The organism is Brevundimonas sp., from assembly GCF_030682035.1.
Lineage (GTDB): Bacteria > Pseudomonadota > Alphaproteobacteria > Caulobacterales > Caulobacteraceae > Brevundimonas.
In genome coordinates this window covers 1-21,876 of sequence record NZ_JAUXQZ010000018.1, presented here as the reverse complement: position 1 = coordinate 21,876, position 21,876 = coordinate 1, and the positions used below count along the sequence as shown (strand labels likewise).

Annotated in this window: 22 protein-coding genes; 7 read left to right on the top strand and 15 right to left on the bottom strand. The window is 68.5% G+C overall.

Going from position 1 to position 21,876, the window contains the following annotated elements:
- Positions 1-15 precede the first annotated feature (15 nt).
- From Q8K49_RS03955 to Q8K49_RS03925, 7 genes are all read right to left on the bottom strand, one after another.
- Positions 16-495 (bottom strand): hypothetical protein, encoded by a 480-nt coding sequence (locus Q8K49_RS03955; protein WP_305304238.1) that lies wholly within the window; start codon positions 493-495, stop codon positions 16-18.
- Positions 496-721: 226 nt separating this feature from the next.
- Complete coding sequence (gene phoB / locus Q8K49_RS03950; RefSeq protein WP_305304236.1) at positions 722-1,411, bottom strand: phosphate regulon transcriptional regulator PhoB; 690 nt, start codon at positions 1,409-1,411, stop codon at positions 722-724.
- A 17-nt stretch (positions 1,412-1,428) separates the two neighbouring features.
- Complete coding sequence (gene phoU / locus Q8K49_RS03945; RefSeq protein ID WP_305304234.1) at positions 1,429-2,151, bottom strand: phosphate signaling complex protein PhoU; 723 nt, start codon at positions 2,149-2,151, stop codon at positions 1,429-1,431.
- A 10-nt stretch (positions 2,152-2,161) separates the two neighbouring features.
- Positions 2,162-3,028: a phosphate ABC transporter ATP-binding protein PstB gene (gene pstB / locus Q8K49_RS03940; protein WP_305304231.1), complete on the bottom strand. Its 867-nt coding sequence runs from the start codon at positions 3,026-3,028 to the stop codon at positions 2,162-2,164.
- A gap of 6 nt (positions 3,029-3,034) precedes the next feature.
- A complete protein-coding gene (gene pstA / locus Q8K49_RS03935; RefSeq protein WP_305304229.1) occupies positions 3,035-4,321 on the bottom strand; it encodes a phosphate ABC transporter permease PstA in 1,287 nt (428 codons plus the stop codon).
- The gene (gene pstC, locus Q8K49_RS03930) at positions 4,314-5,756 is read right to left on the bottom strand and encodes a phosphate ABC transporter permease subunit PstC (RefSeq protein WP_305304227.1); all 1,443 of its coding nucleotides are present in this window, start codon (positions 5,754-5,756) and stop codon (positions 4,314-4,316) included. The genes pstA and pstC overlap by 8 nt, the downstream gene beginning before the upstream one ends.
- Before the next feature lie 138 nt (positions 5,757-5,894).
- On the bottom strand, positions 5,895-7,307 hold the full coding sequence (locus Q8K49_RS03925) for a cell wall metabolism sensor histidine kinase WalK (RefSeq protein ID WP_305304226.1): 1,413 nt from the start codon (positions 7,305-7,307) through the stop codon (positions 5,895-5,897).
- A 146-nt stretch (positions 7,308-7,453) separates the two neighbouring features.
- Here Q8K49_RS03925 and Q8K49_RS03920 point away from each other — a divergent pair, with 146 nt between their 5' ends.
- Together Q8K49_RS03920 and Q8K49_RS03915 are read left to right on the top strand one after the other, a co-directional pair.
- Positions 7,454-8,413, top strand: coding sequence for an ABC transporter ATP-binding protein (locus Q8K49_RS03920; RefSeq protein WP_305304224.1), 960 nt, complete (start codon positions 7,454-7,456; stop codon positions 8,411-8,413).
- A complete protein-coding gene (locus Q8K49_RS03915; RefSeq protein ID WP_305304222.1) occupies positions 8,410-9,798 on the top strand; it encodes an ABC transporter permease in 1,389 nt (462 codons plus the stop codon). The genes Q8K49_RS03920 and Q8K49_RS03915 overlap by 4 nt, the downstream gene beginning before the upstream one ends.
- Before the next feature lie 203 nt (positions 9,799-10,001).
- Here the strand turns inward: Q8K49_RS03915 and rpsU are convergent, their stop codons facing one another.
- Entirely contained in the window at positions 10,002-10,268 is a 267-nt protein-coding gene (rpsU, locus tag Q8K49_RS03910) for a 30S ribosomal protein S21 (protein ID WP_305304291.1), read from the bottom strand.
- Positions 10,269-10,457: 189 nt separating this feature from the next.
- Here rpsU and Q8K49_RS03905 point away from each other — a divergent pair, with 189 nt between their 5' ends.
- Positions 10,458-11,138, top strand: coding sequence for a COQ9 family protein (locus Q8K49_RS03905; protein WP_305304220.1), 681 nt, complete (start codon positions 10,458-10,460; stop codon positions 11,136-11,138).
- A gap of 192 nt (positions 11,139-11,330) precedes the next feature.
- Here Q8K49_RS03905 and Q8K49_RS03900 read toward each other — a convergent pair whose 3' ends face one another.
- The 3 genes from Q8K49_RS03900 to Q8K49_RS03890 are packed head-to-tail and all read right to left on the bottom strand — an operon-like array spanning position 11,331 to position 14,878.
- A complete protein-coding gene (locus tag Q8K49_RS03900; protein ID WP_305304219.1) occupies positions 11,331-12,422 on the bottom strand; it encodes a 5-(carboxyamino)imidazole ribonucleotide synthase in 1,092 nt (363 codons plus the stop codon).
- Positions 12,423-12,881 carry a 5-(carboxyamino)imidazole ribonucleotide mutase gene (gene purE, locus Q8K49_RS03895; RefSeq protein WP_305304290.1) on the bottom strand — a complete coding sequence of 153 codons (459 nt, stop codon included), beginning with the start codon at positions 12,879-12,881 and terminating at the stop codon, positions 12,423-12,425. It lies immediately after the preceding gene.
- A gap of 50 nt (positions 12,882-12,931) precedes the next feature.
- A complete protein-coding gene (locus tag Q8K49_RS03890) occupies positions 12,932-14,878 on the bottom strand; it encodes a mycofactocin system FadH/OYE family oxidoreductase 2 (RefSeq protein WP_305304217.1) in 1,947 nt (648 codons plus the stop codon).
- A gap of 86 nt (positions 14,879-14,964) precedes the next feature.
- Between Q8K49_RS03890 and Q8K49_RS03885 the strand changes: the two genes are divergently transcribed.
- The 4 genes from Q8K49_RS03885 to Q8K49_RS03870 are packed head-to-tail and all read left to right on the top strand — an operon-like array spanning position 14,965 to position 18,149.
- Positions 14,965-15,378, top strand: coding sequence for a pyridoxamine 5'-phosphate oxidase family protein (locus Q8K49_RS03885; RefSeq protein WP_305304215.1), 414 nt, complete (start codon positions 14,965-14,967; stop codon positions 15,376-15,378).
- A 31-nt stretch (positions 15,379-15,409) separates the two neighbouring features.
- The gene (locus Q8K49_RS03880; RefSeq protein WP_305304214.1) at positions 15,410-15,892 is read left to right on the top strand and encodes a hypothetical protein; all 483 of its coding nucleotides are present in this window, start codon (positions 15,410-15,412) and stop codon (positions 15,890-15,892) included.
- A gap of 44 nt (positions 15,893-15,936) precedes the next feature.
- Entirely contained in the window at positions 15,937-16,764 is an 828-nt protein-coding gene (locus Q8K49_RS03875; protein ID WP_305304212.1) for an SDR family NAD(P)-dependent oxidoreductase, read from the top strand.
- Positions 16,761-18,149 carry a site-specific DNA-methyltransferase gene (locus Q8K49_RS03870; RefSeq protein WP_305304211.1) on the top strand — a complete coding sequence of 463 codons (1,389 nt, stop codon included), beginning with the start codon at positions 16,761-16,763 and terminating at the stop codon, positions 18,147-18,149. Before Q8K49_RS03875 ends, Q8K49_RS03870 begins: the two co-directional genes overlap by 4 nt.
- On the opposite strand, the gene Q8K49_RS03865 is transcribed toward Q8K49_RS03870, so the two are convergent.
- The 4 genes from Q8K49_RS03865 to Q8K49_RS03850 form a co-directional block, all read right to left on the bottom strand.
- Positions 18,146-19,399 (bottom strand): DUF445 domain-containing protein, encoded by a 1,254-nt coding sequence (locus Q8K49_RS03865; protein WP_305304209.1) that lies wholly within the window; start codon positions 19,397-19,399, stop codon positions 18,146-18,148. The genes Q8K49_RS03870 and Q8K49_RS03865 overlap by 4 nt on opposite strands.
- A 57-nt stretch (positions 19,400-19,456) precedes the next feature.
- Positions 19,457-20,674: a chloride channel protein gene (locus Q8K49_RS03860; RefSeq protein WP_305304208.1), complete on the bottom strand. Its 1,218-nt coding sequence runs from the start codon at positions 20,672-20,674 to the stop codon at positions 19,457-19,459.
- 50 nt (positions 20,675-20,724) lie between these two features.
- The gene (locus tag Q8K49_RS03855) at positions 20,725-21,018 is read right to left on the bottom strand and encodes a hypothetical protein (protein ID WP_305304207.1); all 294 of its coding nucleotides are present in this window, start codon (positions 21,016-21,018) and stop codon (positions 20,725-20,727) included.
- Between the two features lie 427 nt (positions 21,019-21,445).
- On the bottom strand, positions 21,446-21,769 hold the full coding sequence (locus tag Q8K49_RS03850; protein ID WP_305304206.1) for a hypothetical protein: 324 nt from the start codon (positions 21,767-21,769) through the stop codon (positions 21,446-21,448).
- Between the last annotated feature and the right edge of the window lie 107 nt (positions 21,770-21,876).

Below are 21,876 nucleotides of genomic sequence, written 5' to 3'. Positions count from 1 at the left end.
AAGAGGGAAGGGTGGCTAGCCGGGACTATGGTCACCACGCTCCGGAAACGCCTGGAGTTGGCTACGCAACTGGCCGGCGGCGTTCTTGAGGTGCTTGTCGATCAGCACCTCGAAGCCATGCTCGCTCCATGACTCGCCGGGCTTGGCCCACGGCGGCGCGCTCTCCAGAGCAAAGGAGACGCGGATAGCCTTATCGGAAGTCCGCTCGAACTGCAGGTTCGGTTCGATGAAATCGCAGTGCGGCTCCGCACTTTCTCCCCGTTCCAACCTTTCGAGCCAGTTCGCCAGTTGCCGGACTTCGAACGTCGTGAGTGACGGGTCGCGAAACGTCCACGACCGATCGTTGATGGAGGCATGACCCTGAATAATCAGCCAGTTAGCGTCATATTCGTCGGTGGTGATCTGCGGAAATTGATAGCGCACAATGGAGAGACGCAGGGACGCGCCCCTGCCTCTGAGCACCATTTCGACGGACTTATCTGGATCGGTCAGCATCAATGCGACCGTAGCGGGCTCACGCGCGAAGGAAAGTCATGTCCCCACCGCTATCGTCATCCCGGGCGCGCCTAGCGAACCCCGGGACGTAGCGGCGCGCGGGAGCGCGACACTGTCGGAAGCGCAGGCGATCAGGACAGCGAGCCTTGGACCGTATGACGGTGTTTCGCCGCCGTCGCGGCGCCGCTGGGTCCCGGCCTTCGCCGGGATGACGATAGCAGGGGGGTTACCCCCCCAAGTCCAGCGAATACCCCGCCGACCTTACCGTGCGGATCGGATTCACCGTGCCCTCGACGTTCAGGGCCTTGCGCAGGCGGCCGACGTGGACGTCGACGGTGCGGGCCTCGACATAGACGTCGCTGCCCCAGACGGCGTCGAGCAGTTGTTCGCGGCTGAAGACCCGGCCGGGGTGCTGCATCAGATGGTCCAGCAGGCGGAATTCGGTGGGGCCGAGGTGGATCTCCTGGCCCGAGCGGCGGACGCGGTGGGCGACGCGGTCGATGACGATGTCGCCGTGGTTGAGCCGGTCGTCGGCCAGACCGGGCCGGATACGGCGCAGCACGGCGCGGATGCGGGCGATCAGCTCCGACATCGAGAAAGGCTTGGTCAGATAGTCGTCGGCGCCGGTGTCCAGGCCGCGGATGCGATCGCTTTCCTCGCCCCGCGCGGTCAGCATGATGATCGGCATGTTGCGGGTCTCGGCCTTGCCGCGGATGCGGCGGCAGACCTCGATCCCCGACAGTTTGGGCAGCATCCAGTCGAGCAGCACCAGATCGGGCAGACGCTCCTCGATCTGCAGCATGCCCTCCTCGCCGTCGGCGGCGACGACGACGCGATAGCCTTCCTTTTCGAGGTTGTAGGACAGGAGGGTCGCCAGGGCGTCCTCGTCTTCCATAACCAGAACATAGGGCTGCACGGGCGTATTCTCCGGTTTCAGGCGGGCGACAGCGGTTCGGGGGCGGCTTCGGCGGCGTCGGGGTTCCAGCGCGGGCGCTCGCCCGCGAACTCCTGGCCGGTGATCTCGTAGTAGATGGTTTCGGCGATATTGGTGGCGTGGTCGCCGATCCGCTCGAGGTTCTTGGCCATGAACAGAAGATGGGTGCCGGCGGTGATCGTGCGCGGATCGCCCATCATGTAGGTCAGCAATTCGCGGAACAGGGCGTTGTAGTGCTCATCGACCTCGTCGTCGGTGTTCCAGACGGCGATGGCCCGGTCGATCTCGGCGGCGGCGTAGGCGTCCAGCACGTCGCGCAGCCGCATGGAAACCAGCTTGCCCATCCGCTCGATCGAGCGGGTCAGAGGCTGCATGGGCTCACCCTCGGCGAGGATCAGGCCGCGCTTGGCGATGTTCTTGGCCAGGTCGCCCGTGCGCTCCAGATCGACCGCCAGCTTCATCGAGGCCAGGGTGCGGCGCAGGTCGGAGGCGACCGGCTGGCGCAGGGCGATCAGGCGAATGGCCTTGCGCTCAATGTCGCGGTGCATGGCGTCAAGCCGGGCGTCGCGGTCAACCACGGCGCGAGCCAGGGCGACGTCGCGGCGGGCCACGGAATCCACGGCGTCGGCGACCTGGGCCTCGGCCAGACCGCCCATTCGGGCGACCTCGGCCGTCAGCTGGTTGAGTTCGTCGCCATAGGCCTTGACGGTGTGTTGGGGCATGCGGGCGGTCCTAGCCGAAACGGCCGGTGATGTAGTCGAGCGTGCGCCGCTCGCGAGGATTGGTGAAGATGTCTTCGGTGTCGCCGGTCTCGACCAGCCGCCCCATGTGGAAGAAGGCGGTGCGCTGGCTGACCCGGGCGGCCTGGGCCATGGAATGGGTGACGATGACGATGCAGTAGCGTTCCCGCAGTTCGTCGATCAGTTCCTCGATCCGGGCCGTCGCAATGGGGTCCAGGGCCGAGCAGGGTTCATCCATCAGGATGACTTCGGGCTCGACGGCGATGGCGCGGGCGATGACCAGCCGCTGCTGCTGGCCGCCGGACAGGCCTGTGCCGGGCGAGTGGAGGCGGTCGGCGACCTCTTCCCACAGGCCGGCGCGCTTCAGCGAGGCCTCGACCACGCCTTCCAGTTCGGATTTCGAGGCGGCCAGGCCATGGATACGCGGCCCGTAGGCGACGTTCTCGAAGATCGTTTTGGGGAAGGGGTTGGGCTTCTGGAACACCATGCCGACACGGGCGCGCAGCAGGACAGGATCGACGGACCTGGCGTTGATGTCCTCGCCGTCCATCTCGATGCGGCCCGTGACCTTGCAGCCCGGAATGGTGTCGTTCATGCGGTTCATGGTCCGCAGGAAGGTCGACTTGCCGCAGCCTGAAGGGCCGATCAGGGCGATGACGGTCTTGTCCGGGATGTCGAGGGTGACGTCATACAGCGCCTGTTTGCCGCTGTAGAAAACCGAGACGTCGCGCGCCGCGATCTTGGTTGGTCCCATAGGCGCGGAACTGTGCACGACAGGCGGGGCGGCGATCACGGGCGGACCTGCAGGTGAGCCGCCGCCTTCGGTTCCGTCCGCGGCACGAAAGAGATTGAACTTCATTTCAGCTTACCACCGGCGTTCGAAACGCCGGCGCATGAAGATGGCGGCGGCATTCATGACGATCATGAAGGCGAGGAGGACGAGGATGGCCGCGGCCGTCCGTTCGTGGAAGGCCCGCTCGGAGGCGTTCTCCCAGATGTAGACCAGCGAGGGCAGGGCGCCGGTCGGCTCGCCGAACGAGGCGGGGATGCCGGGGATGAAGCTGACCATGCCGATCAGCAGCAGCGGCGCCGTCTCGCCCAGCGCATGCGCCATGGAAATGATGGCGCCGGTCATGACGCCGGGCATGGCCAGCGGCAGGGTGTGCTGAAACACCGTCTGGGTCTTGGACGCGCCCATGGCCAGAGCGGCCTCGCGGATCGAGGGCGGCACCGCCTTCAGCGAAGAGCGGGTGGCGATGATGATGGTCGGCAGGGCCATCAGGGCCAGGACCAGACCGCCAACCAGCGGGCTGGCGCGCGGCAGGTGCATCCAGTTGATGAACAGGGCGAGCCCCAGCAGGCCGTAGATGATCGAGGGCACGGCGGCGAGGTTGTTGATATTGACCTCAATCAGGTCGGTGATCCGGCCGCGAGGCGCAAATTCTTCCAGATAGAGGGCCGCGCCGACGCCCAGCGGAATGGCGATGAAGGCGGTGACCAGCAGCATCAGGGCCGAGCCGACCACGGCGCCGAGCACCCCGGCCAGTTCCGGTTCCGTGGAGTCGCCCTTGGTGAACAGGCCGCTGTTGAAATGGGCGGCGACCTGGCCCGAGGCCTTCATCCGGTCCAGCCAGCCGATCTGTTCGTCGCTGAGGCGGCGCTGGTCGGCGGGGGTGTCGCGCGAAATCTCGTGCTTGAAATACAGGTCGGCGTCGTCGGACAGCGGCGCTGCGATCGGCACGGTCTGGCCGATCAGGCCAGGACTGTTCTGGATGCGGGCGGCGGCGGCGAACTTGAGTTCGGATGAGAACAGGCTGCGCATGGCGGCGGCCTTTGTTCCCTCGGCATCGTCGGCGATGCCCATGCGCGCCAGTTGCTGCTCGGCGACCAACAGTTCGAAATTCGTGCCTTGCGGATAGGCTCGGTTGACCCGGGCGGGATCCATATAAACCGGCACGGTGACGGTGTGGGTGTAGAAGGCCGTGTGGCCCTGTTCGATGATCCGGCCGAGCAGCAGCAGCAGGAAGCCGACGGCCACGCCGATGGCCAGCAGACCGTAAAGCCTGAACCGGCCCTCGCGGGCGTAGCGGCGCTTGAGCCCTGCGCGCAGGCGGTCGGCGCGCATTTCGGACGTGACGGGCGTCTCAGTCATACTGCTGCCGGTAGGTCTGGACGATGCGCTGGGCGACGATGTTCAGCATCAGGGTGACGAGGAACAGGGTCAGGCCGAGGCCGAAGGCGGACAGGGTCTTGGGGCTGTTGAATTCCTGGTCGCCGGTCAGCAGGGTGACGATCTGCACGGTCACGGTGGTGACGGTGTCCAGCGGGTTCAGCGTCAGGCGGGCGGCCAGGCCGGCGGCCATGGTGACGATCATGGTCTCGCCGATGGCTCGCGACATGGCCAGCAGCATGGCGCCCGCGACGCCGGGCAGGGCGGCGGGCAGCAACACGCGCTTGACCGTCTCGGACCGGGTGGCCCCCATGGCGTAGGAGCCGTCGCGCAGGCTCTGCGGCACGGCGTTGATGATGTCGTCCGACAGGGAGCTGACGAAGGGGATCAGCATGATGCCCATGACAGCTCCGGCGACCAGGGCCATCTGGTTCTGCACCAGCATCAGATACTGGCCGAGGCCGTCCAGCGGGCCGCCGACCATCAGGGCGCCCAGGCCGTTGAAGAATTCGCGGAACGCCGGCCCGACGGTGAGGGCCGCGAAGAAGCCGTAGACCACGGTGGGCACACCGGCGAGGATTTCCAGGACCGGCTTGACCGTCGCGCGGAAGATCGGTCCGGCGTACTCAGAAAGGTAGATGGCCGAGAACAGACCGACTGGCGCGGCCACGGCCATGGCGATCAGCATGATCAGGAAGGTGCCCACGAACAGGGGCAGGGCGCCGAAGGCTCCGGTCGAACCGACCTGGTCGGCACGGATCGCGGTCTGGGGGCTCCACTGCGTTCCGAACAGGAATTCGGTGATCGGCACCGAGGAGAAGAAGCGTATCGAATCGTAGATCAGGGAAGCGATGATGCCGACGGTGGTCAGGATGGCGACGGCCGAACAGGCAAACAGCAGGCCGACGATCCAGCCCTCGACCCGGTTGCGCGCCCTCATGCCGGGGCGGATCTGGCTGAAGACGAACAGGGCGCCCGCCAGCGCCGCCAAGGCCGCGCCGGCGATGCCGCCGAGATCAAGCATCTGGCCAATCCGCGCGGCCCGCCGGCCCTCGGTGGGCAGGAGCTCGGCATAGGGAGCCGGCCAGATCTGAACGGCGGGGCGACCGTCGCCGACCGCGCGGGCATCGGCGAAAAAGGCCTCGCGGCGGAAGGGTTCGAGCTGTTGCACCGCTTCGGGCGCGCCGGAAGCGGTCAGTTGCTGCTCAATACTGGGCGAGAAAACTGAAGCCGCCATCAGCACGACCAAGGCCGGAACCGCGGTCCAGATCAGGGCGTAGGCGCCGTGCTGGCCTGGGCGGGAGTGGGGGCGTTCTCCGGCCGGCAGGGACCGGCCGCGCCGACGCGCCAAGGCCCGGCCGCCGACATAGGCGGCGACGGCTGCGGCGATCAGGATCGGCAGGAAAAGCCAGGTCATGGACGTCCGGGAAAAGCAGAATCGGGCCACCCGGTCGCCCGGTCCGCCCCGCGCCGATAACTGCCCCGGAATGGTCAGCGGATTACGACGGCGGCATGACAGTTCTGTTACGCTGTGGGGGCCCGTGCGAGCCCCGTGTCACGAAGCTGTCACGGCGTCCCGGCGCGGGGCGACGGGGAAGTAGGCCGTGAAGGCCGCGCCCTGTCCCGGCGCGCTCTCGACGGTCAACCCGCCGCGATGCCGGTTGACGATGTGTTTGACGATGGCGAGGCCCAGGCCTGTGCCTTGCCGTTCGCCGCTCTTCTGGCCCTCGACGCGATAGAAGCGTTCGGTGAGGCGCGGCAGGTGCTCGCGCGCCATGCCCGGCCCACGGTCGCGCACAGTGACGGCGGCGTAGCGCTGGCCGGTCTCGCGGTCCGGGGTGACCAGCGGCAACCGGGTCGCCCCGTCGCCGCGATTCCCCCCCGACCAGGGGGCGGCGGCCTCGTCCCGGGCCATGTCGGGGCGGATGACGATCTCAACTGTCCCGCCGACGGGGGAATATTTGATGGCGTTGTCGACCAGGTTCTGGACCACCTGCAGGATTTCGTCGCGGTCGCCGTGGACCGGGGCGCTGACCTCGCGCTCCTCCAGCCGCACGGCGACGTTGCGTTCGGCGGACAGCACGCTGACCGCGTCGACCACATCGGCGGCCGCGCGGGCGAGATCGACCCGACCGGCGGGCGGAATGTGTTCGTTCAGCTCGATACGGCTGAGCGATAGCAGGTCCGAGACCAGTCGGCTCATCCGGTCGGCCTGGGTGGCCATGATGTCGAGGAAGCGGTCCCGCGCCTTGGGGTCGTCGCGGGCGTGGCCCTTCAGCGTCTCGATAAAGCCTGACAGGGAGGCGAGCGGCGTCTTCAGCTCGTGGCTGGCGTTGGCCAGGAAGTCGACACGCATCAGCTCCATGCGGCGCACGTCGGTCTCGTCACGCAGGACGACGAGGGCCAGCGGCCCCGACTGCGCCTGCGCCAGGGGCTGGGTCACCGCCCGCCAATGCCGGGTCTGGGCGCCCACGCCGGCGTAGTCGGTGGTGCGGGTCAGGCCGCCGAACAGGGCCTCGTCCACCGCTTCCAGCACCGCCGGATCACGCAGCACCGGGACCAGCAGCCCGCCCTCGCGCTGGATGCGCAACAGGTCGCGCGCGGCGGCGTTGGCCAGCAAGATGCGCCGGCCGGCGATGTCGTCGGCCTCCCCGCCCGACACCACCAGGACAGGGTCGGCCAAGGCTTCAAAAACGATCTCCAGCAAGGTTGCTTCGGTTTCCAGCGACGGCTCGGACGGGGAGCTATCCTGCTCATCGGTCGGCTGGACCGGTGCGGCGGGGCGACGGTTCAGGGCCCAGGCCGCGAGGCCGACCAGGGCGGCTCCGCCGAGCAGATACGGGGCCAGGGCCGGTTGATAGACGGCCAGGCCCACGAGCACCGCAATGGCGATCCCGGTGCTGGCGCCGGACCACAGGCGTGATCCGGCCTGGGGCGCCACGGGAGAGGAAGAGACTTCGTAGGGCATTCACGCTTTCATCGGACGCGCGACTCGTGTTGGCGAACATGACACGGAATTCATGACAGAGGGGCGTCGGCGGCGCGAGTCCGGCTTGTCAAACGTCCTTTACACACCTATCCCTGAAAAGATACAGACACGGGCAGGGGAAGATCATGGCGGCGGCGCTGACGCTCGAAGGGGTGAGCAAACGGTACGGCGACTTCCAAGCCGTGCGCGATCTGAGCTTCCAGGTCGAGAAGGGGACCATATGCGGCTTCCTCGGTCCGAACGGAGCGGGCAAGACCTCGACCATCCGCATGATCCTGGGCCTGCAGGGCGTGACCTCGGGTCGGATCGGGATTCTCGGGGCCGATGACGGCCGCAAGGTGCGTGACCGGATCGGCTTTCTTCCGGAGGAGCGCGGTCTCTACAAGAAGATGACGCCGGTGGACGCCATCGCCTTCTTCGGCGCCCTCAAGGGCCTGCCGACCGGCGAAGGCCGCAGGCGCGCGCGCGAGATGCTGGACGCCCAGGGCCTCGGCGCCTCGAAGCGGAAGAAAATGAAGGAGCTGTCCAAGGGGATGGCCCAGAAGGTCCAGCTGATCGCCTCGGTGGTGCACCGGCCGGAGTTCGTGATCCTGGACGAGCCGTTCTCGGGCCTCGATCCGGTCAACCAGCAGGGGCTGGAGGCGGTGATCCGGCAGCTGGCGGCGGACGGGGCGACGGTGCTCTTCTCGACCCATGTGATGCAGCACGCCGAACGGCTGTGCGACAAGGTCGTGCTGCTGGCCCGGGGCCAAAAGGCGTTTGAGGGTACGGTGGCTGAGGCGCAGGCGACCACGCGCCGTTTCCTCGAGCTGGAGGGCGCCATTGAGGCGGCCCAGGCCGCGGCCCTGCCGGGCGTCAGCGGCGTCGAGGTGGTGTCTGAGCGCGACGGGGTACGGGTGCTGAAGGCGGCCCTGGGACAGGGCGGCCGGGGTCAGGAGGCGCTGAAGGCCGCCTTCCTCGGCGGACTTGACGTGCGGCGGTTTGAACTGCGCGAGCCGACCCTGCACGACGCCTTCATCAGTCTGACCGGCGACAATCCCGATATCGACCAGTCGGTGAAGGCCGGCGCGGAGGCCGCCCGATGAAACGCATCCTGCTGATCGCGCGGCGTGAGTACGCCGCCTACGCCAAGACCGTGGGCTTCTGGCTGTCGCTGCTGGCCCTGCCCATCTTCGGCGTGCTTGGCGGCGTCCTGCCGGCCCTGATGATGTCTTCGGAACCCGTCCGCGAGGTTGTGGTGCTGGAAGAGGGCCCGCAAGCCCAAGGGCTGGCCGCGGCCGTCCAGGACGCCGTGCGGCGGGACCGCGAACGACGCGAGGTGCGGCAGCAGGAAGCCGCCGCGATGGCCGAGAAGCAGGGCGGCAAGGCGGGCGCCTCGGCGGCCGGAGAAGCCCTGAACCGGCTGGGCGGATTGCGCCTGAGGATCGTGGCGGCGCCGGCGGACCTCGCCGCCGCCGCGCCGGGCGAGCCGCGAGAGGCGCTGGCACGCCGCTATCTCGGAGATGAGGTCTCGGAGGCTGAGCAACTGGATTCCGTGGTGCTGCTGAACCGCGTCGACGGCAAGCCCACGGCGCGGGTCTGGACCCGTCGGGCCACTGACGACACGGTCGAGGACTTCGTCCGCGACGCCCTGAAGGGCGCCAACCGACGGGAAGTCTTTGAACAGGTCGGGATCAACCCGGTCGTGGTCGAGGAAGCCGAGCGGTTCCGCCCGGCGGTGACCGCCCTGTCGCCGAAATCGGCCACGGGAGGCGAGGTGTCGTTCCGCGACCGGCTGCCCGGCATCGTCGGCCTGGCCTCGGGCTTCCTGCTTTGGTCGCTGATCATCACCGGCGCCTCCATCCTGCTGAACAGCGTGATGGAGGAGAAGGCCAACAAGATCCTCGAGGTGCTGCTCTCCTCGGCCTCGGCGACCGAGATCCTGACCGGCAAGGTTCTGGGCGTGGCCATGCTGACCACAACCGTCCTGCTGGTGTGGGGCGGGATCGGGGCGATCGGCCTCATCTCGGGCCTGCCGCAGTACGCCGGCATGATCGGCGAGGTGCTGCTGGAAGGTGGGATGCTCGGCTATTTCGCGGCTTACGCCATCGGCGGCTATCTGATGTACGCCGTGCTGTTCGCGGCCATCGGGGCCTTCTGCGAGACCCCGCGCGACGCCCAGACCCTGATGGGGCCGATCATGATGATCCTGGTCGTTCCCTTGATCGTCATGCAGATGGCGCTGCGGACGCCCGACGCCCCCGCGGTGCAAATCCTGTCCTGGGTGCCGTTCTTCACCCCGTTCCTGATGACCGCCCGGGCGCCGTCAGAGCCGCCGATGTTCGAGGTCGTCGGCACCATGGCGGGCATGTTCGGCTTCGCCCTGCTGATGGTCTGGATCGCCGGCCGGGCCTTCCGGGCAGGGGCGCTGTCCGACGTCAAGCTGAGCTGGAAGAGCTTCGCCGGCGCGATCCGGGGTGGGGGGAAGTAGTCGTCAGAGTCTCCTCCCCGTCGCTTGCGATGGGGAGGTGGCACGGCGCGTCTTCGCGCCGTGACGGAGGGGTAGGACGGCGGCGCGGCGCCCCTCCACCACGCTTCGCGTGGTCCCCCTCCCCACGTTGTGGGGAGGAGACAAGAAAAAGGGCCGCTCCGGTTTCCCGGGGCGGCCCTTGATCTGTTTGGTCTGTCGTTCGCTTACGAGCGGTTGCCGCCACCCGGACCGCCCACGCCCGGAACCCGGGGCTTCGGCGGCGGCAGCAGGCCTTCGCGCTGCATGCGCTTGCGGGCCAGTTTGCGGGCGCGGCGCACGGCCTCGGCCTTCTGGCGGGCGCGCTTCTCCGAGGGCTTCTCGTAGTGCACGTGGCGCTTCATCTCGCGGAAGCTGCCTTCGCGCTGCATTTTCTTCTTGAGGGCCTTGAGCGCTTGATCGACGTTATTATCGCGAACGAAAATCTGTACCAGGTTGAACTCTCCTTTGGCCGCCCGCCGCGCACCTCGAAAGGGAGACGGGCAGACAAATAAAATCTCGGTCCGACAGACAGGGTCTGCGGATGAAGGCGGGCTGATACACGAGCGGCCCCGCCGTGTCCAGATCGTCGCGCGGCTATCTCAAGCCTCGAAACGCCCGCCGGACGGGGATATGCTGTCGCCATGACCGATACGCCACACCTGTCGAACGACCCGTCTCAAGGAGACTGGGGCGACCGCATGGAGCAGACCGTGCTGGACGCCGCCCTGGGCCTCGCGCCTCGGCTGGGCTGGAACAGCCGGATGGTCCGGGCGGCCTGCGAGGCCTGCGGCCTGTCGCTGGGTGATGAGGAACTGTTGCTGCCCAATGGCGCGCGGGACCTTGCCACCCTGCTGTCGCGCCGACACGACAACCGGGCGCTGGCCGAGTTGGGCGGGATCGACGCGAAGTCGCTGAAGATGCGCGAGCGAATCGCGAAGGCCGTCTCGGCCCGCATGGAGGCCGGGGCCGCCGATCTCGAAGCCACGCGCCGCTGCGCCGCCTTCCTCGCCCTGCCGCCGAACGCCGATCTGGGGCTGAAGCTGGCCTGGGAGAGCGCCGACCAGCTGTGGACCTGGGCCGGGGACACGGCCACGGACTGGAACCACTATTCCAAGCGGGCGATCCTGTCGGGGATACTGATCCCGGCCCTGACCCTGCGTTGGTTCGACGGACGCGAGGCTGCCGAGGCCTTTGTCGCCGCGCGGATCGAAAACGTCATGGCCTTCGAGAAATGGAAGGCGGGCAAGGATTTCGACGCGCCGCTGAAGAAGGTGGCGGATGTGCTGAGCCGGATCCGGTACGGGGCTAAGATTCCCCAATAGCTTTCGTCATTCCGGGCGGAGAGGCGCAGCCTCGGAGACCCGGAACCCAGCGGTGCCGCGACGGCGGCGAAACACCATCGACTGCCTCTATGGAACGCCGGCGCTCCCGACAGCTTCGCGCTCACGCGCGCCGCTGGGTTCCGGGTCTTCGCTTCGCTCCGCCTGGAATGACGATAGCAATGGGCGGGGACGCTAAAGCGGTTTCACCCGGTTCACATGGCCCATCTTGCGGCCCTTGCGGGCCTCGGCCTTGCCGTAGAGGTGCAGGCGGGCATCGGGTTTGGCGGACAGGGCCGCCCACTTCTTGATGTCCTCGCCCAGCAGATTGGTCATCTCGACCCGGGCGTGGGCGGTGGTCGGGCCGAGCGGCCAACCGGCGAGGGCGCGGATGTGCTGTTCGAACTGGTCGCAGACGCAGCCGTCCTGCGTCCAGTGGCCGGTGTTGTGGACGCGTGGCGCGATCTCGTTGACCAGCAGCAGGCCGCCGCCGAGGTCGAACAGTTCGATCCCCATGACGCCGACATAGTCGAGCCCCTCGAGAATGGCGCCGGCGACGGCGTGGGCGCGCGCTTCCGTCTTGGCATCGACTTTTGCGGGGGCAAGGGTGGTCTTGAGGACGCCGCCCTTGTGGATGTTCTCGCCCAGCGGATAGACCGCGACGGCGCCGTCGCGGCCGCGGGCGCAGATCACCGACAGTTCACGCTGGAACGAAGCCCGGGCCTCGAGGATCGCCGGGCGTTCGCCGATCACGGTCCAGGCCCTGAGGGTGTCCGCGGGCGACTTGATCCAGACCTGTCCCTTGCCGTCGTAGCCGTCGCGCCGCGTCTTCAGCAGAACCGGTGTCCCCAGCCGGTCGACGGCGTGACGGAGCGCCTCAAGGGTGTCGATGGCGGCGAAGGCCACGGTCGTGGCGCCGACGCTGTTGAGGAAGGTTTTTTCGTCCACGCGGTCCTGGGCCACGGCCAGCGCCTTGGGGCCGGGCGCGACGACGGCGCCGCCTCCGACCAGCCGTTCGACCGAGCCGGCGGGCACGTTCTCGAATTCGAATGTGACGGCCTGACAGGTCTGCCCCAGCACCGTGAGAGCCGTCGGATTGTCATAGGCGGCGACGATCTGGCCCTGGGAGACTCTGCCGGCCGGGCTGTTCTCTTCCGGATCAAGGATGACGACGTTGAACCCGAGGCGCGAGGCGGCCTGGCTCAGCATCCGCCCCAGCTGGCCGCCGCCGAGGATGCCGAGCGTCGAACCGGGGGGCAGGGGCTGCGCGGGCGCGGGGTCGGCCACTCAGTCCTCGACCGTTTCGTGGACAGCCTCGGTCTGGGCCTCGCGGAAGGCGGTCACCCGCCCGGCCAGAACCGGGTCTGAAAGGGCCAGGATCTGGGCGGCGAGGATGCCGGCGTTCTTGGCCCCCGCTTCACCGACAGCGAGCGTCGCGACCGGGACGCCGCCGGGCATCTGGACAATGGACAGCAGGCTGTCGAGACCCTTGAGCGCCTTTGATTCCACCGGCACGCCCAGCACTGGCAGCTCGGTCATGGAGGCGGCCATGCCGGGCAGATGGGCGGCGCCGCCGGCGCCGGCGATGATGGCGCGCAGCCCGCGACTGCGCGCCGCCTCGGCGTACGCGAACATCTCGTCGGGCATGCGGTGCGCGGACAGCACCTGCATCTCGTGCGCGACACCGAACTCGGTGAGCACCTCGACGGACTTGCTCATGGTCGACCAGTCACTGGCCGAGCCCATCACGACGGCGACGAGGGGGCTGCTCACCACTCCAGTCTGCCCGATCCCGCTCAGATCGAGGCGCCGGCGCGTTCGCCGTCGACGACGGCCGCGTGCGCGCGACGCGGGGCGACGCAATCGCCGACGCGCTGCACGCTGACACCCGCGGCCTTGAGGTCGTTGTAGAGCCACTCGACCGGGTTGGGCGGCACTGCCAGCACCACCCAGTCGGGGCGGCGGGTCTCGTTCACCCCGGTGGGGTGGTGCAGCAGGGTGAGCTCGCCGCCGGCGAAGCCCATCGGCACCAGGTCGGTGGTCTGCACGATGCCCTTCGCGTGGGCGCGCATCCACCAGTTCTCCATGTCGAGCGTGATGCCGAGGTCCTGGCCGACCACCATGCCGGGCGTGACGATCTCGACCTGACAGCCGCGATCGGCGAGCAGCTCGGCAACCGAGGTGGCGTGGTGGAACCCGATCTCGTCGACCACGACGACGTCGCCGAACGGCTCCGCGGAGCCGTCGAGCACTTCTCGCACGTCGGCCACCTGCACCGCGTCGCCGGCGACCCACCACGGGCGGTTGGGTTCGGCACCGGTGGCCACGATCACGTGGTCGGGCTTTCGTTCCTCGATGAGGCCCGGCCACACGCCGACGCCGTACTCGATGGTGACGCCGAGCCGATGGCACTCGGTGAGCTGGTTGCGGATGAGGTCGCCGAACTCGGCGCGGTTGGGCACGCTGGCCGCGAGGCGCACCTGCCCGCCGGCCTGGGTGTCCTTCTCGCAGACGGTGACCCGGTGCCCGTTGCGTGCCGCGGCGATGGCCGCCTGCAGCCCGGCCGGGCCGGCACCGACCACCAGCACCGACTGCGGCTTGCCGGTGATGCGCACACCGCCGACGCCTTCCGATTCGCGTCCGGTGCGCGGGTTCTCGATGCAGCCGAGCCAGCGGTTGAGGCCCATCCGTCCGACGCATTCCTGGTTGCAGCTGAGGCAGAGTCGGATGTCGTCGGTGGCGCCGGCGCGGGCCTTGGCGGCGAAGTCGGCGTCGGCGATCTGTCCGCGCACGATGCCCACCAGGTCGCAGTGGCCCTCGGCGATGGCGCGCTCGGCCTGCAGCGGGTCCTTGAAGCGGCCGACGCCGACCACGGGCAGGTCGACCGCCTTGCGGAACGCCGACGGGATGAACAGTGCGTAGCCGGGCGGCACGTGCATGCTCGCTTCGATCATGAACAGACTGGCGGTGGCCACACCGATGGAGGTGTTGATGTAGTCGACCTGGCCGGTGGCCTCCGCGATCTGCGCGAACTGCACCGCGTCGTCGATGGTGGTGCCACCTTCGATGAGCTCGTCGCCGCACAGCCGGACGCCGAGCGCGAGGCGGTTGCCGATGACCTTGCGCACCGCGGCCACGATCTCGGTGAGCAGTCGGGCGCGGTTCTCGACGCTGCCGCCGTACTCGTCGGTGCGCGTGTTGGTGGCCTGGCTGAGGAAGCCGCGCACGATGGAGCTGTGCGAGCACTGGAGCTCGATGCCGTCGAAGCCGCCTTCTGCGCAGTGTTCGGCCACGAGCGCGTAGCCGGCGACGATCTCGCCGATCTCGGCGTGGGAGACGGCCTTGGGCACCTCGCGGAACAGCGGATCGGCGACGGCCGAAGGAGCCCACACCGGCAGGCGCGAGTACATCGACGACGCCTGCCCGCCGTTGTGGTTGATCTGCGCGAACACCGGCACGCGATGGCGGTGGACCGCGTCGGTGATGGCCTTGTAGCCGGGGATGACGTCGCGGTGGAAGCCGTGGATGAGCTTCTCGTAGGGCCAGTCGGTGGGGTGCGTGCTGTGCTCTTCGGTGATGATGAGCCCCGCACCGCCGGCCGCCCGTGCGCCGTAATAGGCCGCGTGCTGCTCGGTGGGCTTGCCGTCGCGCGCGTAGTTGGTGAGGTGCGCGCTGAACACGATGCGATTGCGCGTGCTGACCGGCCCCAGCTGCAGGGGAGTCCACAGGTACCGGTACGACATGGCATCAATCTAGGTGCCGGTAGCGCGCCCGGCTCAGTCCGCACGGATGCCGTCGCGGGTGGTGACACACTGTGCGGATGGCTGACATGAACATGACCGAAGCGGAACGCGACCAGTTCCTCGCCGATGTGCGAGTGGGTGTGCTGGCGATCGACCACCCCGGTCACGGGCCGCTCGCGCTGCCCATCTGGTACCAGTGGGAAGACGGCCAGGTGGTCATCGGTATGGACGGCACGTCGCTCAAGGCTCGCCTGCTGCGTGCTGCCGGCCGGGCCACGATGACCGTGCAGACCGAAGCTGCGCCCTACAAGTACGTGAGCGTGGAAGGCCCGGTGTCGGTGGCCGCCGAGTCGCGCGACAACCTTGCGATGGCCACGCGCTACCTCGGCCCCGAGCTCGGCCAGTGGTACGCCGACAACAACCCGAGCACCGAGAACACGGTGCTGGTGCGCCTCACTCCCGAGAAGTGGCGCACCTGCGACTTCGGCAAGGGCATGTAGCGCCGCGGCGACCTGATGGCTGAGATCGGCCGTGGCCGGGTACAGCCGGGTCATGGAGATCATTCGGCACGACGACGGTTCGCTCACCATTCCAGTGGCAGCACTGCCCGAGGTGACCGATGACGACGGTGTGGTCACGCCTGCGGTGGGCGAGACGTCGATGACCATCCGGCCCGGCGAGGGCGGCTACATCGACGCGTTGGCCGAGTGGGACGCGCAGCAGAACCCCGACCGGGGTGAGGCCGTGTCGACCGCGTCCGGTCGCGACGAGGCGATGGCGGTCGTGCACGCGGTGGCGGAAGACCCGACACACGTCGCGGAGGCCGTCGACTCGCTCGACGACCCCGCGGCCGGCGCCGAGGCGTTGCGCCACGTGCTCGTCGGTGGCACACCGTCGGTGAAGGCGTTCGCCCACGAAGTGGCCGAAGCCGAGGGTGGCGACGAGTTGGCGCCGCACCAGGCGACGAAGATCATCGGACAGGTGCTGGCCGAGGTGGACGCTCGCCCCGAGTGACGCGTATCGCGCGGCGACGCGCGGCCCTCGCGTAACGTGTCCGCGTGGAGAATCTGAGCGGCAAGGTTGCGGTCATCACCGGCGGAGCGAGCGGCATCGGGCGTTCGCTCGCGCACGCGTTCGCCGCGCAGGGCATGAGGGTGGTGCTCGCCGACCGCGACGAAGTTCGCATGCGCGCGGTGGAAGCGGAGCTGGCCGAAGGCGGTACCGAGGTGCTGCCGGTCGTGTGCGACACGTCGCTGGAACCCAGCGTGCAGGAGCTCGCGCAGGCGACGCTGGAACGCTTCGGCGCCGCGCACGTGCTGTGCAACAACGCCGGGGTGGCCGGCAACGGCGACCCATGGACCGGGCCGATGTCGGCGTGGGACTGGGTGGTCGGCATCAACCTGTACGGCGTGGTGCACGGCATTCGCGCGTTCCTGCCGATCATGCAGGACCAGGGTGAGGGCCACATCGTCAACACCGCCTCGATGGCGGGCCTCATCGCGTTGCCCGGTGCAGCGGCGTACAACGCCACCAAATCCGCGGTCGTGGCCATCAGCGAGGGGCTGTTCCTGGAGCTGAAGGGCAGCGGTTCACCCGTGAGCGTCAGCGTGCTCTGCCCAGCGTTCGTGAAGACCAACCTGATGGCCGGTCAGCAGTGGCAGGACCGCCTCGGTCCGCCGCCGCCGGCCACCAGCAGCCCCATCGGTCAGATGATCGAGACCATGCTGGCCGAGGGGGTCGAGAACGGTGTCGACCCCGATGGCATCGCCGCGCAGGTGGTCGACGCGGTGAAGGGCGACCGGTTCTGGATCCTCACCCACCCCGAGGCGCGCCAGGCGCCCGTCGAGCGGATGCAGCGCGCTGCCGCGCAGGAGAACCCTGCGTGACGAAGGCTGAGCCGCCCGCGCGGCGAAAGGGCGGCACGCGAACGTCGGCGTTCGGCGTGGGGAAGCGGGAGGGCCACGACTCGTCGCCGTTCTACGAGCGGTTCCATGCGCCCGAGGTGTCCACCGACGACACCATCGCCGAACCGACGACGGTCGATCGCATCATCGTCGGCGATGCGCGCGACATGCGCGACGTGGCGTCCAACTCGGTGGCGCTGGTGGTCACATCGCCGCCGTACTTCGCCGGCAAGGCCTACGAGGAAGCGCTCGGTGAAGGCCACATCCCGGCCACCTACGTGGAGTACCTGGTGATGCTGCGCGACGTGTTCGCGGAGTGCGCGCGGGTGCTGCAACCCGGTGGTCGCATCGCGGTGAACGTGGCCAACCTCGGCCGCCGCCCATACCGCTCGCTGGCGGCCGACGTCACCACCATCCTGCAGGACGAACTGCGGTTGCTGCTGCGTGGCGAGATCGTGTGGGTGAAGCAGCGTGGCGCCGCGGGCAACTGTGCGTGGGGAAGCTTCCAGCGGCCTGCCAACCCGGTGCTGCGCGACTTGAGTGAACGCGTGATCATCGCGTCGAAGGGTCGCTTCGACCGGTCGGTCGACGTGAAGGAGCGCGCCAAGCGGGGTCTGCCGTCCACCAGCACGATGAGTCGCGACGAGTTCATGGAGGCCACGGTCGACGTGTGGGAGATCCCGCCGGAGAGCGCCGCTCGTGTCGGGCATCCGGCGCCGTTCCCGGTGGCGCTGCCGGAGCGGCTCATCCACATGAACACCTACGAAGGTGAGTTGGTGCTCGACCCGTTCATGGGTTCGGGCACCACTGCGGTCGCGGCGGTGCGCACCGGTCGTCACTTCATCGGGTACGACACCGACGCCGGCTATGCGGCGGCGGCCACCGAGCGCGTGCAGCGCGAGCAGGCGGTCCCGCAGGTGCGTCTGGCGGCCACCGACGGTCGTGTCACCGACCCGCTCGTGGGCGGATGGGCGGCGAAGGATCTTGCCAAGTCGCTGCTCGCCGCCGCCGGTTTCACCGACGTTGCCGACGATCGCAAGCTGATGGCCGGCGTGCAGCCGACACTCGCCGCGGTCGACGCGACAGGCCGACGGTGGTGGTTCGAGGTGGTCGGCGGACGCACGTCGAACCGTCCGGGCGCGCAGCGCATCGAGCTGTTGTGGCGGGCGATCGCGAAGGGTGCCGTGGTGGCGGCTGCCGATCCCGATGCGCGGTTCGGTGTGCTCGTGACGGGGCCGCTGCCGGCCACGGCCTCCGGGGGCGGTGCGCTGAAGGCGGTCACCGGACCGACGAAGCCGGTGGCGGTGGTGGTCGACGTGGTGGCCGACGACGCGGTCGACGCACTGGTGGCGGCCGGCGGCCGCTAGCCGAGCATCTGGCTGACGGTGTGGATGACGATGCCCACCAGACCGCCGACCAGGGTGCCGTTGATGCGGATGAACTGCAGGTCGCGTCCGACTTGCAGTTCGAGGCGTTCAGCGGTGGCCTTGCCGTCCCACTTCTCGACGGTGGAGCTGATGATCTCGGCGACCTCGCCGCGGTAGTGGTCGACCACGTAGCCGAGCGCACGCTGCACCCAGTCGTCGATCTTCTGCTGCAGTTCAGGCTCGTCGCGTAGACGCGCGCCGAGGCGGACGAGCGCGAGGTCGAGCCGCTGGCGCAGCTCACTGTTCGGGTCGTCGGTGGCGGTGAGCGTGGTGCGCTTCACCTCGCCCCACAGCGACTCGAGCCAGGCACGCACGTCGCGATGCTCGAGCAGTTCGTTCTTCAGCTCCTCGCCCTTGGCCATCAGGACGGGATCCTCGCGGAGGCGGGCCGCGAACGACTGCACGCGTGCGTCGATCGACCGGCGCATCTCGTGCTCGCTGTTGCCGCCGACGTCGTCGAGGAAGCGGTGGACCGCGGAGTAGATCTTCTCGAAGATGCGATTGTCGACGGGCTGCGGGATCCACCACGGCGACTCCTCCTCGAGCCGCGCACGGAAGCCGTCGCGGTTGTCGTCGAGGAACCCGGCCATGCCGGTGAGGATGGCGTCGAGCAACCGTTGGTGGTGGCCGCCTTCCATGGCGAGGTCGATCGCGCGACCGAGCAGTGGGGCCACCGGCGTGCTGCGCACCTTGCGCTCGATCATCCCTTCGAGCGCGCTGCCCACGTCGCGGTCGTCGATGACCTCGAGACTGCCCTTGAGTGCATCGGCGACTGCGGCGCCGGCCTTCTGCGCGTTCACGGGTTCGCTCAGCCAGACGCCGAGGCGTTGACCCACATCGGCGTGGGCGAGGCGTTCCTGCAGCACGTCGCGAGTGAGGAAGTTCTCCTGCACGAACTGGCCGAGCGACTCGCCGATCTGGTCCTTGCGGTGCGGGATGATCGCAGTGTGGGGGATGGGGATGCCGAGCGGGTGGCGGAACAGCGCGGTGACCGCGAACCAGTCGGCGAGCGCGCCGACCATCGCCGCTTCCGAGAACGCGCGCACGTAGCCGACCCACGAGTGGTCGTCCTCGAACGAACGCGCGATGACGAACACGATCGCCACGAACACGAGCAGGCCCAGCGCGAGCCGCTTCATCCGTTGCATCGCCGCGCGTCGCTCTTTGTCGCTCGCGGACATCACGTTCATGCGGTCACCATCGGGGTCGACCCTACCCACCGACGCCCTCGCGTCACCGGCGCTTCGTCAGTGGTGAGTGACGTAGAGGCCGGGCTTGCCGGCAGCGACCCGGGCGGCGATGCACACGATGAGTGCAGGGAGCAGTGTGTGCCACCCGAACTGCTCGACGGTGAGGACGACGCCGGTGAACATGACGCCCGCGGCCGACGAGAACGCGGCCGAGGCGCCGGTGGCCGCGAGCATCGGGGTGGGCACGTGCAGGCCGGGCGCGAGCGCGCCGCCCATCGTGCCGCCCATCACGAACAGGGGCAGCACTTCGCCGCCGACGAACCCGGTGCCGAGCGCGATGACGGTGAACAGCATCTTGAGCAGCGGCACCCACCAGTCGACGTGTCCGCCGGCGTAGACGGGGTCGAGCAGCCCGAGCGACAGACCGAGGTAGTCGCGACCGACGAGCAGCATCAGTGCGAGGGTCGCCACGGCGCCGACGATCGGCCGCGCCGGTGGCCACTTGACGACGTGCGCGACGCGGGACCGCGTGACGTGGAGGGCCCACACGAACGTGCGGCCGACGAGCCCGAACACCGCGCCGGCGAGGATCAGCTTGAACGGCAGGCCGATGGTCCAGTCGGGTGCGGGCAGTTGCGGTCGGTCGCCGAAGTGGTAGCCGAACGAGTCGACCACGAACTGGCCGGTGAACGCTGCCACGACAGCCGGCAGCAGTGCCTGCAACGAGTGGCGGCGAGTGACGTGCAGCATGAACACGACCCCGGTGATGGGCACGCCGAAGACCGCGCCCCAACCGCCGGCGAGCGATGAGGCGATGAGCGTGCGACGGTCCGCTGCGGGCAGTCGAGCGAAGCGTGCTGCGGTGTCGGTGACCGAGCCGGCCATCTGCAGGGCCGCGCCTTCGCGGCCCACCGAGGCACCTGCGAGGTGGCCGGCGATCGAGCCGCCGAAGATGAGTGGCGCCATCCGCGCCGGCACTCCGTGCGTGAACAGGTGACCCTGTTCGATCACGGCCGGCGTGCCGCCCTTCGCACGTCCGCCCAGGTAGTGGTACACGGCACCGACCGCGAGGCCGACCGCGGGCAGCAGCCAGACGAGCCACCCGTGGGCGATCCGTGTGCGCGTGGCCCAGTCGAGTGACTCGAGGAACGCATAGGAGATGAGCCCGGTGAGCGCGCCCCCGATGGCCGCGAAGACGACGAGGCGAACTCGGGCGATCACGCGTCGCAGGCTACTGCCGCGTCGCGCGACGCCCGCCGTGATCGGCGCAGTCACCCGGCTACCGACGGCCGTGTTCAGCCATGCGTATCGGCAGCGATGCGTAATCACGAACGGACGAACGTGACCTCGACACCAGTGAGGTCGGCGCTGATCACCTCGTACAGCGAGCACACCTGCTCGGCTGCCGCGTGGTTGGTATCAAAGTCCAGAACGAGCGTTGACCCGTTGTATTGCGGCGCCATCAGCACATTCATCGCAGCCGCACGGAAGTCGCCGTCCTCGAACAGTCGCCGTTGGTACTCCTCCTGGAACGCAAGCATCACGTCGCGTCCCGGGAACCGGAGAACCATCGCCAAGTCCATCGTCGGACTGAGCGCGAGGTACTCGGGTGGCGTCATGGATGCAACCGGTTGAGGTAGGTCGCAACGAACTGACTCGTCTTCTGCTGAGTCGCTGCAACCCACCGGCAGTGCGAGCAGGAGAACCACGCTCAGAAGTACTGTCCGCCGGCACACCCGAGCAGAATGCTCGAACCGGGCGGCGTTGTCCAGAGTGCAGAGAGCGGCACCCTATGCGCTGGCAGCTCGATGGCAGAGCGCTCCGATGACGGCGCAGGCGGTGGTGAGGAAAGCTCCTGCCGCAGGCCACACCAACATCATCAACTGGGGTGCTGACCCGTCGCCGCGAGCACATCGATCACCCGAGTGCCCGAACTCACACGCGGCCATCCACGATGTGTCCAACCGGCGAGCCACTACCCACCCGAGCGAAGTGAGGGTCATGAAGCTGACGGCGCTGGACGCTCAGAGCGGCAGTTGCGCGCCGTCAATGTTCAACGTCCCAGTAGTCCGAGATGCCTTCAACGCTTCGGAGGAGGTCCAAGCGGTCGTCGTCCTCGTCATCGCCGCTCCACTCGCCAATGACCTCCCCAACCTGCCACGCCCACCGCTCCGCTCGATCTGCATTCACCTTTGAGGTGCTAGCCCATTTCGCTACGGCTGCAATGGTCGCCTCATCCATCTCGACGGGGACCCGCTGGCCACTGACACGCACACGCTCAAGGGCGGAGGACCACTCGTTGGTCTCCGCAGTCAGCACCCCCAATGCGTCGCGCCCGAGTGCCCGAGCTGCAGCCAGGCGATCAAGCACGGTCGGCGCTGGCCTGTTGTTCATGCATCGCATGGTGTCCGAAGTGCGGGCAGTTGTCGAGCGCCTATCGGCAGTTCGGGCGCGGGTCAGCCGAGACCGAGGACAAT